The 13,337-nt window shown below is 74.1% G+C and carries 11 protein-coding genes and 1 pseudogene; 7 read left to right on the top strand and 5 right to left on the bottom strand.

Annotation, left to right across the window (positions count from 1 at the left end; all coding sequences use genetic code 11):
* Positions 1–47: 47 nt before the first annotated feature.
* On the top strand, positions 48–1,349 hold the full coding sequence (locus tag AOK18_RS04570) for a DUF1479 domain-containing protein (RefSeq protein WP_055571009.1): 1,302 nt from the start codon (positions 48–50) through the stop codon (positions 1,347–1,349).
* A 100-nt stretch (positions 1,350–1,449) separates the two neighbouring features.
* On the opposite strand, the gene AOK18_RS04565 is transcribed toward AOK18_RS04570, so the two are convergent.
* Positions 1,450–2,139: a PhzF family phenazine biosynthesis protein gene (locus tag AOK18_RS04565; RefSeq protein WP_055693461.1), complete on the bottom strand. Its 690-nt coding sequence runs from the start codon at positions 2,137–2,139 to the stop codon at positions 1,450–1,452.
* 164 nt (positions 2,140–2,303) lie between these two features.
* Here AOK18_RS04565 and AOK18_RS04560 point away from each other — a divergent pair, with 164 nt between their 5' ends.
* A complete protein-coding gene (locus AOK18_RS04560) occupies positions 2,304–3,056 on the top strand; it encodes an SCO4225 family membrane protein (protein ID WP_055693460.1) in 753 nt (250 codons plus the stop codon).
* Positions 3,057–3,253: 197 nt separating this feature from the next.
* Here the strand turns inward: AOK18_RS04560 and AOK18_RS30325 are convergent, their stop codons facing one another.
* Together AOK18_RS30325 and AOK18_RS04550 are read right to left on the bottom strand one after the other, a co-directional pair.
* Positions 3,254–4,591: an eCIS core domain-containing protein gene (locus AOK18_RS30325; RefSeq protein WP_420865578.1), complete on the bottom strand. Its 1,338-nt coding sequence runs from the start codon at positions 4,589–4,591 to the stop codon at positions 3,254–3,256.
* 711 nt (positions 4,592–5,302) lie between these two features.
* A complete protein-coding gene (locus AOK18_RS04550) occupies positions 5,303–5,776 on the bottom strand; it encodes a hypothetical protein (RefSeq protein WP_055571006.1) in 474 nt (157 codons plus the stop codon).
* 185 nt (positions 5,777–5,961) lie between these two features.
* Between AOK18_RS04550 and AOK18_RS04545 the strand changes: the two genes are divergently transcribed.
* From AOK18_RS04545 to AOK18_RS04525, 5 genes and pseudogenes are all read left to right on the top strand, one after another.
* Complete coding sequence (locus AOK18_RS04545; RefSeq protein ID WP_157865031.1) at positions 5,962–7,857, top strand: hypothetical protein; 1,896 nt, start codon at positions 5,962–5,964, stop codon at positions 7,855–7,857.
* Positions 7,858–8,075: 218 nt separating this feature from the next.
* Complete coding sequence (locus AOK18_RS04540; RefSeq protein WP_055693459.1) at positions 8,076–9,263, top strand: serine hydrolase domain-containing protein; 1,188 nt, start codon at positions 8,076–8,078, stop codon at positions 9,261–9,263.
* Between the two features lie 136 nt (positions 9,264–9,399).
* Positions 9,400–9,786 (top strand): annotated as a pseudogene (locus tag AOK18_RS04535) (ABC transporter substrate-binding protein); the annotation flags it as partial.
* Positions 9,787–9,908: 122 nt separating this feature from the next.
* Positions 9,909–10,862, top strand: a complete 954-nt coding sequence (locus AOK18_RS04530; protein WP_240503054.1) for a FecCD family ABC transporter permease — start codon at positions 9,909–9,911, stop codon at positions 10,860–10,862.
* Complete coding sequence (locus AOK18_RS04525) at positions 10,792–11,748, top strand: SCO2278 family lipoprotein (RefSeq protein ID WP_478078836.1); 957 nt, start codon at positions 10,792–10,794, stop codon at positions 11,746–11,748. The genes AOK18_RS04530 and AOK18_RS04525 overlap by 71 nt, the downstream gene beginning before the upstream one ends.
* Positions 11,749–11,949: 201 nt before the next feature.
* On the opposite strand, the gene AOK18_RS04520 is transcribed toward AOK18_RS04525, so the two are convergent.
* Together AOK18_RS04520 and AOK18_RS04515 are read right to left on the bottom strand one after the other, a co-directional pair.
* The gene (locus AOK18_RS04520) at positions 11,950–12,690 is read right to left on the bottom strand and encodes a bifunctional DNA primase/polymerase (protein ID WP_055574814.1); all 741 of its coding nucleotides are present in this window, start codon (positions 12,688–12,690) and stop codon (positions 11,950–11,952) included.
* 183 nt (positions 12,691–12,873) lie between these two features.
* On the bottom strand, positions 12,874–13,337 hold a 464-nt coding region (locus AOK18_RS04515), incomplete at its 5' end, for a TetR-like C-terminal domain-containing protein (RefSeq protein ID WP_206281498.1).

The raw sequence follows: 13,337 nt of genomic DNA, 5'->3' as shown, positions 1-13,337 counted from the left end.
GCTACGTTGACCATCTAGTAAGGAGTCCTGACCAAAGGAGCCGGGCCATGACACCGACCACCGGGACGCAACGCGACGCCCTCCCCGCCCTCCCGCACTGGGAGACCGCTCCCGACGACCTCGCCGCCGCCGTCCGCGAGATCAAGCCCGCGCTGCGCGCCCGCATCGAGGCCTCCGGACGCACCGTCGAGGAGGTCTTCGCCGTCGTCGAGGAGCGCGTCCGCGCCCGCCTGGCCGAGATCCGGGCGGACGAGGAGCGCGGCGAGAGCGTGTGGCCCGTCGTCGACTACGCGGACATCGCGGACGGCACCGTCACTCCCGAGCAGCTCGACAAGCTCCGCCGCCGCGGCTGCCTCGTCGTCCGCGGCCACTTCGAGCGCGAGCAGGCCCTCGCCTGGGACGCCTCGATCGTGGACTACGTGGAGCGCAACGGCTTCTTCGAGAAGTACCGGGGCCCCGGCGACGACTTCTTCGGCAGCGTCGGCTCCAAGCCGGAGATCTACCCGGTCTACTGGTCGCAGGCCCAGATGGAGGCCCGCCAGAGCGACCGGATGGCCACCGTCCAGTCCTTCCTCAACTCCCTGTGGAAGCACGAGTCCGAGGGCGTGCGGTGGTTCGACCCGGACCGCGACGCGCTCTACCCCGACCGCATCCGCCGCCGTCCCCCAGGCGCCGACTCGGGCGGCCTCGGCACCCACCTCGACCCCGGCACCCTCGACCTGTGGATGACGCGGGCCTACCAGCAGGCGTTCCGCCACCTGTTCGACGGCAGCGTCGAGGAGTACGACCCCTGGGACGCCGCCCACCGCACGGCCGGACCGCAGTACCCCGGCTCCACCATGTGCTCGGCGTTCCGCACCTTCCAGGGCTGGACCGCCCTGTCGGACATGGACCACGACCAGGGCGTCCTGCACACCGTCCCGATCCCCGAGGCCATGGCGTACCTCATGCTGCGGCCGCTGCTCCCGGACGTCCCCGACGACGACATGTGCGGCGTGACCACCAACCAGGTCTTCCCCGCGGGCGAGAAGTGGCATCCGCTCCTCATGGAGGCCCTCACCGGCATCCCCGACGTCAGGGCCGGCGACTCCGTCTGGTGGCACTGCGACATGATCCACAGCGTTGCGCCGGTCACCGGCCAGAAGGGCTGGGGCAACGTCATGTACATCCCCGCCGCCCCCTGGTGCCCCCGCAACGAGGAGTACGCGGCGAAGGTCCGCGAGGCGTTCCTGACCGGCTCCAGCCCCGGTGACTTCCCCGAGGAGCACTACGAACGCGACTGGACCGGCCGCTTCGGCGTCGACCGGCTCAACGGGACGGGCCGACGCGGCCTGGGCCTCGACGACTGACGGACCCGCCCCCGCGCACGACGGCAGGGGTCCCGCCGGGGCCGGTGATCGTGCTCGGGCGCGACCTCCGGCGCGCCTTCCTCCCGCACCTGGGCCGGCGTCAGCGCTCCAGGACCACCCGGCCGCCGATCTCGGTCCACCCGTACGGCTGGGGTGCCGTGAGGATCTGGGAGCCGGCGCCCTGGGTGATGTTGAGGGCGCGTCCCAGCCGGTCGGTGAGGAGCAGGGCGGCGGCGCCGGTCGCCTCGTCCTCGTCGATGCCCCCGGCGCAAGCACCAGCTCCACCGGAGCCGCTGTCGCCGCGCTCGTCGACACGGCCGGGGAAGGCGCGGGCGCGGACGCGGCCGGCGGACTCGTCCTCCCAGGCCCAGGCGTAGACCCACTCCCCCTTCGGCGGCACGGCCAGGGCGTCCACCTCGGCGGCGGTGGCGTACCGGCGCAGGGTGCGCGGCGGCACCCACTCCGCGCGCGCCTCGATCCAGCAGAACTCCCCGTCCTGCCGGGCGCCCACCGTCCCGGCGGCCGTGACCAGCTCGGGGACGTCGAGCAGCCAGGCCGTGCCGACGCAGGGGCGGCCGGCGAAGGGCAGGCGCAGGGTGGGGGTGTAGATGTCGATCACCCCGCGCTCGGGGTCGTCGACGAACACGGTCTCGCTGAAGCCGAGCTTCTCCGCGAACAGCTGCCGCTCGTGCGGGTCGGGCATGACGGAGCCCTCGCGGACGACGCCGAGTTCGTTGCCGTACCCGCCCCGGGGGCCGCAGAAGACGCGCACCACGTCGTAATCGCTCACGGGGGCATTCAAGCAGCCCGCACGCCGCTTCGGACCGAAGAGGTCACTCCGTGGAAGTGTGCCCGTACTCCCCGGTGAGGATGAGTACGCCTACTCATCCCCGCACCGGCTTCCCGGGCCATGGTCGAGGTCGACGCTCTCCGACCACCCCTGAGGAATCCACGATGCCGAACGGCTCCCGCCCCCGCAGTCTCCCGCACCGGCTCCTCGCGCTCGCCACGGGCAACTGGCTCGCCCGGGGGTACGCGACCGTCTTCGCCCTCTCCCTCGTGGCCGTGTTCCTCTTCCCGGGGAGCGGCTTCGTCCCGGATCTCCTGCTGCTCACGGCGCCTCTCTCCTACCTGGTCACGTTCCTGCCCCTCGAGCCGGGCGCCGAGGTCGACGGGGCGGCCGAAGTGGCGGCTCTCGGCTTCTGGGCCGCGTGGCTCGTGCTGTGCGCCTTCGTGAACGCCGCCGTACTCGGCGCCCTCCTCACCAGATCCGCGAACGCCGCCTCCCCCGGCTCCCGCGCACTCCTCCGGCACGGCCCGGGCTCCCCGGAACGAGGGGGAACGGACGAGGCGCGTCCCGCGAGCCCCCGTCCGCGCGGGGTCCGCGCTCTGCTGGCGCCCGCGGTGGACAACTGGCTCGCGCGCGGGTACCTCGCCGTGGTCGCGGTGTCGCTGGGGTTCTTCCTCGTGGCCGCGTACCTGCTGCCGGACCCCGGGTTCGCCGGGATCTGGCCGCTCATGGCCACGGCGCCGCTCGGCATCGTCGCCCTCCTGGTGGCGTTCCCCGCCGAGGGGGCCTCCTCCCTCGCCTGGCTGAGCCCGTTGCTCTTCTCCGCCGGTGCGGCCCTGTCCGGGCTGGTCAACGCCGTGCTGCTCGGCCGGCTCGCCCGCGCGCTGCGGGTACGGGGAGCGCGCCCGGCCGCCTGACGTCTCCGCGTACCGCCGCCGGGGGCTCCGGCTGCTCCGTCGATCGTGGTGAGCACCGGTTCGGGCGGGGGCGCCCGCTCGGGCGGTCCTCCGGTGGTCCGGGCGTGAGGGGTCTCCCGCGGGGCTGACGGGTGTCGGATCCCCGCGGGAGCGCCTCAGGGGCCCGTGCCGCGGCTCTCCGCGCTGTCGGCGCCCGCTCAGTAGAGGTGGCCCAGTTCCTTCAGGGCCTGCTCCTTGGCCTGCTCGAAGCTGAAGCCGAAACGGCTCATGTAGTGGGCCACCCGCATCTCGTACTGCTCCTCCCAGCTGACCGCCGTGTTGTGCACCTGCGCTCCTTGCCCCGCGGGGTCCGCCGCCGCGTAGCTCACGCCGTGCCCGCCCATGGTGTTGACCATCTGGAGGTGGGAGTCGTTCATCGCCCTGACCTCGGGGGCCGTGGGATCGAGGGGCTGCGTCTGGTTGAAGGCGTAGCCCAACGAGTTGAGCTGCGCGGCGGCGCTGACTCCGCCCGCTTCCCCCGAGGAGAACAGGGAACGCTGGTAGTCCCGGTAGGTCTGCGAGTTGAAGCCGGACGCGTCCACCGTCGTGCTCGTCCCGGTACCGACGTGCATGCGGTGGGCGTCCTTGAGCTCCTGGTAGGCGGGAGCCTGGTTCTCCAGCTGCTTCGCCGCTGCCGACTTACCGCGCGTCAGACCGCTGTCGCCCTGCAGCGGCCGGTATCCGAAGACGTGCTCGGACTGGTGGGACGCGCCGCTCACCTTGGTGTTGTACGTCGTCGACAGCCGCTGCTGCTCCTTCAGCTTGTTGCCGTGCTGGCCGACCGAGTAGGTGGGCGTCGCGTAGGAACAGCGTTCGCCGGCCTGGCAGTAGTAGTCCTGGCAGCTGGGGCTGGAGCAGATCCGCTGGACGGGTGTCGCCCCCTCGGTGGGGCGGGACCGGGCGCCGGCGGGGCGCCGGCCGGCGAAACGCTGGACGGGGGCGGGCTTGTTCATGACGCGTACGGCGTTCTGCTCGGCTTCCCGCTCGAACCGGTCGGAGGGGTCGCTGACCATGGTGCCGTCGCCCAGGTCCGTGCCCATGACCGGCCCCTCACGCTGCTGCAGCACGTGGGTCAGCTCGTGCGCGAGCATGCGCTTGCCGGCCTCCGACGCCCCGTCGTAGCGGGAGCGCTGGAAGACGATGTGCGAACCGGAGGTGTAGGCGTGCGCCTGGACCGCGGTCGCCGAGGCGTGGGCGGCGCTGTCGGTGTGGATGCGGACGTCGGAGAAGTCGGCTCCGAGGCGGGCCTCCATCTCGGCGCGTACGCCGTCGGACAGGGGTTCGCCCGGCGTGCGGAGCGTGTCGAGAACGGCCGACCGCTGTACGGCCGGGGCGGTGCCCGCCCGATGCGCACAGCCGGGTCCGTGGACGTGCTCGTCGTGTCGGCGGGACTCTTCTCGCTCCCGGAGCATCGCGCCGACCGCGGCGTTCCCGGCGCTGCGCTGGAGGGTGATGAGTTCCGCCGGGGAGAGCCGAGCGGACCGCGTGGCCGCCAACCGTGCGGCGAGACCGGCGTGCCCCTGACGGGAGGGGTGGCCCGCCCCCCGCGCTCCAGCGGCTGTCGGGGGGTCCTGCTGGGATGATCGGGTACGCATCGCGCTCTTTGTCTCCTCTGGATGCCGTGGCGTGCCGGCCGTGTGAAGTCTTCTTCGATTCTGTCCGCGGGACACCCGCCCGTAAGGGCCTTACGGGCAAACCTGCGCGCACGATCGCGCCCCTGCCGTGCGGGGTGCGGGCGATCAGTCGCCCGACGGGCCGGACAGGGCGGTGGAGGTTCCGGCGTGGAGTTCGGCGAGGACCGCGCGGTGCTCCTCCCCCGCCCGGCTGGGCCCGTCGCCCTTCTCCGCCGGTGCGGCCCGTCCGGGCCGGCCGACGCCGTGCTGCTCGGCCGGCTCGCCCGCGCGCCGCGGGTACGGGGGGCACGCCCGGCTGCTTCACCGAGCCGGTGGACGGGACGACCGCGTACCTCGATGCGGGGAGTCCGGAGGAAGGCGTTCTCCCCGTGGAGGGCACCGCGGACCGCGTGGGGTCGCGGTGGTGCTGGCCGGGTTCACGACGGCCGGCCGGTCAACGGGGAGCACGACGGGCCCGGTGTCAGTGACGTCGTCGCGGCCGGGACACTCCCGCAGGCAGGGGGGTGTTCCGGCCGGCCGGAGCGTGGTCGGGCAGTGGGTCCCGCCTTCCCGCCCGACGTGGGGGTGTTCCGGTCACTCCAGGCCTTCCCCGGTGGCCACGGTGCGTTCGGCCAGGCGTTCGTAACGCTGTCTGGCGGCCTGCGGAGTGCCGAGACCGAGGCCGAAGGCGATGTCCTGCCAGGTCATGCCGCGGCCCCGGGCCATCCGGAGGAGACCGGTCTCCAGCTCGTCCATCTCCCCGCGCACCAGCGGGACGAGGCTCAACGCGGCGGTGATGTCGGCCCGGTCCACCTCCGGTTCGCCGTCCTCGCGCTGCGCGGCCCCGCTGAGCAGGAACGACACCAGCCGGACGGCCTCGTGCGGGCCGAGGACCGCGGGGTGGACCTGCCGGCGGCGCTGCTCGTCGGTGGCCGCGTGCCGCTCGGCGATACGGAACAGGGACGCGGGGACGCGCCGCGCCCGGGTCTGCTCCGGGTGCGGGGGCGTGAAGGGGTCGGTGGTCGAGTCGGAGTCGGGTGCGGGGAGTTGTCCGGGGCTCGGGGGCATGGGACAAGACTGCGTCCTCAACGACTTCACGTCAACTCTTCGTTTTCAACAAATCGTTCAACACCGTCGTGTGCCCGGTGTCCCCTCCTCCGCGCACGGCGACGACGCGCACCGGGAGGGGCGCGCGATCCGCCGGACCGGCCCCAACCGTCCGTGTGTCCCGCCTGGTTGGCCATAATGCGCGGGTGATCAGACGCCCCGTGCCGTTGCCCGGCGAACACATACCGCCCGGCACCGCCGACTGGCGGACCCCCGACGCCCGGCGCTGGCTCGACGCCGCGCCCGCCCGGTGGGCGCGCCCCGTATGGGCGCTGCCGGTGCTGGTCGCCTCGCTGGTGTGGGACATCGCGGCGGCTCCCGTCGCCCCGTGCACGACCGCCGCCCCGTGCGGCACCGACTGGCCGGGCCTCGGGACGGTCGTCGTGCTGCTGCTGACCCTGTACTGGGTGTGGCGGCAGCCGCGGCTCGCGCTCGCGGGGCTCGCGGTCACGCTGGCGGGGCTCGCCGCGGAGGACGGCTCCGCGGCGACGCTCGGCGAACCGTCCAGGCTCGTGCTCCTCCTGGCCGCCGCGTTCACCGCCGCCGGGCTCGTCCACCGGCTGACCGTCGCCGGGCGGCAGCGGGCGCTGGCCCTGGAAGCGGCCGGGCCGGTCGTACAGCCGCTGCCCGCCGCCGCGCGGACGTTCCGCCGGGGCCGGCTCTCCTTCGTGCTGGCCGCGCTGCTGCTGGCCGTCGCCGGGTTCGGGTACTGGCAGGTCCAGCAGGTCGTCGACGCGTACGAGGAGCGGGCCGCGGCCGCCACGCACCTGTCCGGACGGGTCACGGCCCTGGAGGGGGACGAGGACGACGTCGGCGTCCTCGTGGTGGAGGCCGGTGGGCGTACCCGTCGCTTCGAGACGGCCTTCCCCGAGGACTTCCCCGTGGGCAGCCGGGTCGACGTCGTCGTGGACGGCGACTGGGCGGCGCTGGTCGCGGAACCGTACGACGCCTTCGGCTGGGAGCTGCTGGTACTGGGCGGCTCCGTCGCGGGGCTGGCGTTCCTCGTCAACGGCGCGGACGGGCGGGCGCGTTCGGAGCGGCTGCGGCGCGGGCCGCTGCCGGTGCTGAACGTGCTGGTGCGCGAGGATCACGACGACGGCCACACCTGGGTGTTCGCGGCCGACGATCCGGACGGCCTGCGGCCGATCCTGCACTTCCACTCGCTGTACGCCGCCGAGGAGGACGAGGACGGGGACGGGGAGGGGGGTGAGGACGGTCGTGAGGCGGGCGACGGCCCGGCAGGCCTCGTCGGGCTCGGCAGGGCCGCGGAGATCCTCCGGGGTGCGGGCCCCCGTCCGCCGCTGCGGGAGGCCGTGCTGTACGGCGTCCCCTACGCCGGCGCCGAGGTCGCCTTCGTCGCGCGTGGGGACGCGGACGACCCCGAGGTGTCGGTGGAGTGCAGCGTCACCGCGGTGAAGCCGGCCGTCCCGGGGCGGGGGGAACGCGGGCCGCGTCGCCGTGGGGGGCAGGGCCCGCAGCGGTCCGTCGACGAGATCGCCGCCGGTATGACGCCCGCGGCGGGCCCGCGGGTGTGGGGAGCGCACGGCTTCTCGCGCGCGGTGGGTCTGGGCCTGCTGCTGGTGCAGGGTGGGGGCATCTGGGCCGCGCTCGACGAGGGGCCGTCGTGGACCTGGCTGTGGCCGGCCCTGGGGCTGCCGTGGCTGGTGACGGCCGTGGCGACGGCGCTCACCTGGCGGATCACCGCCGACCGTGACGGGCTGTGGGTGACCGGGGCGTGGCGCGTGCGGCGGGTCCCGTGGGACGTGATCACGTCCGTGCGGCACTCCGACGACGGCATCCGCGTCGAGCGGGCCGAGGGCTCCCCCGTCGGGATCTCCCCCACCGGCTGGGCGTGGCTGGAGCGCCGCACGGGCCGCGAGCCGCGTGCGGGCCGCGCCGTCGAGGAGGTGCGGGCGCTGCTGCTGCGCCCGGAGCTGCGGCCGCTGGAGGAGGCACCGACGGGGCGGCAGGGCGTGCCGGTCGGGCCGCCGCTGGTGGCCCTGTCGGTGCTGTGGGGCGCGGCGGTGCTGCTCCTGCTGTGACCGGACCGCGGGCCGCGCGGGCCGGTACGCCGGGGCGCCGCTGTCCGGGCGGCCGCGCACGCCGTGCCGCTCCCTCCGCCCCGCCTAAGGGTCACCCTGATAAGTACCCCCGGAAGATAGGGGGTTGGGCTCCTCTGTGCGCAGGATCTGGAGGGCGTCCGTGATCACCAGGATGGGGACCGTCCGAAGCGCCACCCCCTGGAAGACGGAGTCCGCCGATGACCGCCCGTACTCGTGCCCGTACCCGTGCCCGCACCGCCGTCGCCTCCGCTCTGCTGGCCGCTCTGGTGGCCGGCCCGCTCGCCGGAGCGGCCGTCGCCGTCCAGCCCGGCGCCGGGTCGTCCGTCGCCGCGGCGTCCGCCGGGGGCGTCCCGGCCGACGGCGGACCCGACGTCGCCGCCCTGGAGAAGGCCCTCGTCGGGATCCCGGACGGGGACGTCTCGGCCGCCCTCGTCCGGGTGGGAGGCAGGGGCAGGTGGACGGGGACCGCCGGGGTGCGGGATCTGCGGACCGGGGCGCCGGCGCTGGAGCACGCGCGGTTCCGGGCCGGGTCGACGACCAAGGTGGTCACCGCGGCGCTCGTGCTGCAGCTCGTCGCGGAGGGGCGGGTGGAGCTCGACGCGCCCGTCACCCGGTACCTGCCCGGTCTGCTGCCGGACTCCTTCACCGAGCCGCCGACCGTGCGGCACCTGCTCACCTACACCAGCGGCCTGAAGCCCGGGGCGAACCTCGGCTCGACCACCGAGGAGATGTACCCGAACCGGTTCCGGACCCTCAGCCCGCGGCGGGTGGTGGCCACGGCGGTCGCGAAGGGGCCGGCGTTCACCCCCGGGGAGCGGCAGAAGTACCAGAACATCGACTACACCGTGCTCGGCCTGCTGATCGAGAAGGTCACGGACGACCGGTACGAGGACCAGGCCGACGTACGGATCTTCCGCCCGCTGGGCATGCGGCACACCGGGTTCCCCGCCGGACCGGACCCGCGGATCCACGGCCCGCACCACCGGGCCTACACGGACATCGGCGGCCGGACCACCGACGTGACGGAGTGGAACATGTCCGACCGCTGGGCGGCCGGAAACATGATCTCCACCACCGCCGACCTGGAGCGGTTCCTGGTGGCCCTGTTCCGGGGCCGGGTGGTGCCGCGGCCGCTGCTGGACCAGATGCTCGACGTCCCCGACGTCGAGGGCGACGCGTCCTACGGCATGGCGTGGGAACGCTTCGTCCTGGACGACGGGACGGAGATCTGGGGCAAGACGGGGTCCCGCCCCGGCTACCACACGGTGCTGGCCGCGACCCGTGACCTGTCCCGGACGGTGGTGTACTCGGTGAACGCCAAGAGCGCCCGGGAGGACGGCTTCCCGCTCGTCGCCCGGTTCGCCCTGCCCGCCTTCAACCGGTAGGGGTAGCCAACCGGTTCCGGGAGGGGCACGTCCGGGGAACACGTCCGCGCTCCCGCGCACGAAGGGTGCCCCTCGGCCGGGGGCACCCCTCGCGGTCACGCGGTCACCGCGTCCAGGCGGTTCACTCCGTCGCCGACCCCGGGCCGCCTTCCTCTACCTGCGCGGCTCCGCCTCCGTGTACCTCATCGGCGGCAGGGGCTCGGGCGCGACCTCGCTGATCGAGGCCGCCGGCGCGGTCGACGCCGGTGCCGGGTCCGGACTGGAGAAGGACTTCACCGCCATCACCGGCGAGGCACTCGTGAAGGCGGCGCCCGACGCGATCCTCGTCATGGCCAAGGGACTCGAGTCCGTCGGCGGCGTGGACGGGCTGGCCGAGATCCCCGGCGTGGCGCAGACCCCGGCCGGGATGGACCGGCGCATCGTCTCCGTCGAGGACGGGGTCCTCCTCAATTACGACCCCCGCACCGACCAGGTGCTCACCTCGGTCATCGAGCAGTTGTACGACACGGACGGTGCCGCGTGACGCTCCTGGAGAAGCCCGCACGACCGGAACCGGAGCAGGAGCCGGAACCGGAGTCGGCCCCCGCTCCCGCCTCCGCCCCCTCCCCTGCCAGGCACGGGCAACGGCGCACCATCGCTCGGCTGTTGGCCACCGGTCTCCTCGCCGGTCTACTGCTCCTGATCCCTGTGGCCGCCGCGACCGGCGCCTACCCCGTGCCCGTCGGTGACGTCCTCGCCTCGATCCAGCACCGACTGGGGTTCGGTGGCGGGGAGTTGGACCGGGCCGCCGAGTCGGTGCTGTGGCACGTACGGTTCCCACGGATCGTGCTCGCGCTGCTCGTCGGCGCCTCCCTGGGCTGCGCGGGCGCCCTGATGCAGGGCGTGTTCGGCAACCCGCTCGCCGAGCCGGGCGTCATCGGCGTCTCCTCCGGCGCGGCGGTGGGCGCGGTCGCGGCGATCGCGCTCGGCCTGAACTTCGCCGGCACCTGGACGGTGCCGGTGCTGGCGTTCGCCGCCGGTCTCGTCACGGTGCTGCTCGTGTACGTGATGTCCCGCTCGGGCGGCCGGACCGAAGTGGTGACGCTGATCCTCACCGGTATCGCCGTGAACGCCTTCGCGGGCGCGCTGATCGAGCTGTTCCTGTTCTTCGCCGACACGGCGGCCGTCAACCAGATCGCCTTCTGGCAGCTGGGCTCGCTGTCCCAGGCCACCCGGCCGAAGGTCCTCGCCGTCCTGCCGTGCGCGGTCCTGGGCCTGGCCGTGGCCCCGCTGTACGCGGCGGCTGACCGGCACGCCCCACCGCGGCGCGCCCCGCCCCGGCCGGTGTCCGCGCCGGGGCATGTCACGGTGTGGCCGCTGTCTCCGGTCCCCCCGCTCGCACCGCGTCCCGCCCCGGTAGGGTTCGCCTCCGGGAAGGGGAAGGTGAAGGAACCGGATGAGCAGGTATCTCGGCCTTCGAAGGCTCCGGGGGGCCCGGGGGGCCCACGGGTTCCGCACGTTCCGGGGGTTCGGCGGGAGCGGCCGGAGGGTGCTGGTCGCGGCGGCCTCGGTGACGGCCCTGTCGTTGACGGCGGGCGGCTGCGTGGTGGTGCACGGTGAGCGGGAGGTGCTCCCGGCCACCACCCGCGCCGAAGCGGCCACGGCGCTCCAGGAGTTCACGGCCGCCTACAACAAGGCCGACGCGGCGTACGACGCTTCCCTGGACGCCGAGTACACCACCGGCGCGCTCGCCGACATCGACTCGGCGCGGCTGACCGCGGGGAAGGCCAACAGCCCGGACGGCAACGCCCGGCACACTCCGCTGAAGCTGACGGACGCGCGGTTCACCATCCCCGAGAAGGCCGGCTGGCCCCGCTGGTTCCTCGCGGACGCGGCCGGCAACAAGGGGGGCGGCTCCCGCTGGCTGCTGGTGTTCACGCGCGACGGCCTGGACGAGACCTGGGAGGCCGCGTACCTGACGCTGGTCGCCCCGGACGCCCTGCCGAAGTTCGCGGTGGACGAGGACGGGTGGGCCGAGGCGGTGCCGGCGGACGCGACCGGCCTGGCCGTGCCGCCCGGCGAGTTGAGCGCGGCCTACGCGACGTACCTGAAGGAGGGCGGGGACGGCGCCGCCGCCTTCGCCGAGGGGCCGCACACCAGCGCGTGGCGGGCGCTGCGGACGAAGAAGTCGACCCGGCCGGGCCTGGCCACGCAGTACATCGACGAGCCGATGACGAACGGCGACTACGCGCCGCTGGCGCTGCGTACCGAGGACGGCGGGGCGCTGGTCTTCTTCACCACGCGCCACTTCGAGAAGCAGACCGCCGCCGCCGGGACGTCCGTGCCGGCACCGAACAAGGACGTGCTGGCGCTGACCACCGGCGAGATCCGGCAGACCCTGACGATGGAGTTCGTCTCCAACGAGGTGGCTCTGAACCCGCGCGACGGCGGCGAGGTGGAGATCCTGGGACGGATCCAGGGACTGACGGCGGCGAAGGGCGAATAGCCCGGCGACCGCCGTACGGACGGAACCGCAACCGGATGCGGCTGTGGACGCGCACCCCGGCCACGGCTACGGGCAGGAGGGGACGGACCGGATCGAAACGGCCGGACCTGAGCGACCGGCACGACGGGCCCGGCCGGACGACGGACCCCGACCGCGGTGACGGGTCCCGGCCGCGGTGACTGCCCGGCCGTGCGACGGGTCTCAGCGGCGTGAGGGCCAGGCCGCGGCGGCCGCCTGTTCGGGGTTCTGCCCGACGTGGCGGGCACAGGCGTCGGTGAGGTATTCCAGCAGGCTCAGCGGATCGGGCAGCGGATGCTCCGGGCCGCGGACCCAGTGCACCGTCCGGTTGTCGTCGCCGGGCAGCCGCGCGGGCGGCACCAGGACGTACGAGCCGCGGCAGTGCCAGCGCAGGCCGGGGTGCTCGTCCATCGTCTCGGGGTGGCAGTCCAGTTCGCACGGCCACCACTCGTCCTCGTCCTCGGGGGTGCCCCGGGTGAGGGTGAAGACCAGCATGCGGCCGTCGTCGCTCTCCGCGACGGGGCCGACCTCGACCCCGTCCTCCGCCAGGCGCTCCAACGCCTCGCGACCGGCTTCGAGGGGCACGTCGAGGACGTCGTGCGTCATGCCGGTCGCGGTGATGAAGTTGGCCTGCGGCTGGTGGCGGGCCCAGCGCTCGATCTGGGAGCGGTCGGTGGTGGACTGCGTCTGCCAGGCGAACGACACGGGGTGCCGGGCGGGCGTGGGACAGCCGACGCGGTCGCAGGAACAGCCGAATCCGGCCGGGTGGGCGGCGGGTGCGAGCGGGAGTCCCGCACCGGCGGCGGCCAGCAGCAGGGCCTCGCGGTCACCCTCGTCGACGGCGGCCGGTTCCGGGCGGCGTCCGCGCAGCCACCGGGAGAGTTTGCCCTGCCTGCCGGTCCTACCGCCGAACTCCGCGCTCATCTAGCTCCTCGCCTCGCCGTCGTGCTCCCCAGCATGCCTCATCGTCCCACCATCCTGCGCCCAGGGGGGCCGGGGCACATAATCGGCCCAGCCGGGACAAGCGGGGCCCGGACGTGACGAAGGGCGTCCGGCGGGGCGGGGGCCCGTTCGCGAAGCACCACCGCGTCTCGGCATCGTGCCTGCTCAGCGCGGGGCGAGGCCGTTGAGGGCGTAGTCGACGAGGGTGTCGGTGTACGCGTGGGTGATCGGCCCCGTGTACTGGAGCCAGCGCTGGGCGAGTGGCGAGACGAACAGTTCCAGGGCGATGCGCGGGTCGACGTCGGGACGCACCTGCCCGGCTTCCTGCGCGGAGCGCAGCCGGTCGACGTAGAGCTGGAGCTGCGGTTCCAGCAGCGTGGCGACGAACCTCCGGCCCAACTCCTCGTTGACGAGGCCCTCGGCGGCCAGCGCACGGGACGGCGCCTCGAACCTGGGGTCGCGCAGCTCGTCGACCGTGGCGCGCAGGACGAGCCTGAGGTCGGCGGCGAGGTCCCCGGTGTCGGGGATCCCCTGACTCTCCTGGCCCTCACGGCCCTCCTGCTCCTCTTGGCCCTCACGGCCCGCGCCCTCCTCGCGTTCCCGCGGGACGGCGCGGGCCGTGAGGGCCA

It is taken from the genome of Streptomyces prasinopilosus (assembly GCF_001419695.1).
Taxonomy (GTDB): Bacteria; Actinomycetota; Actinomycetes; order Streptomycetales; family Streptomycetaceae; genus Streptomyces; species Streptomyces prasinopilosus.
Note: the sequence above shows the minus strand (reverse complement) of the source record. Positions and strands in the feature narration are given on the sequence as shown.

Excerpts from the sequence above, each read along its gene's own strand:
- AOK18_RS04560 (WP_055693460.1), top strand. The coding sequence starts at position 2,304 with ATGCCGAACGGCTCCCGCCCCCGCAGTCTCCCGCACCGGCTCCTCGCG.
- AOK18_RS04520 (WP_055574814.1), bottom strand. The coding sequence starts at position 12,690 with ATGAGCGCGGAGTTCGGCGGTAGGACCGGCAGGCAGGGCAAACTCTCC.
- AOK18_RS04550 (WP_055571006.1), bottom strand. The coding sequence starts at position 5,776 with ATGCCCCCGAGCCCCGGACAACTCCCCGCACCCGACTCCGACTCGACC.
- AOK18_RS04570 (WP_055571009.1), top strand. The coding sequence starts at position 48 with ATGACACCGACCACCGGGACGCAACGCGACGCCCTCCCCGCCCTCCCG.
- AOK18_RS04540 (WP_055693459.1), top strand. The coding sequence starts at position 8,076 with ATGACCGCCCGTACTCGTGCCCGTACCCGTGCCCGCACCGCCGTCGCC.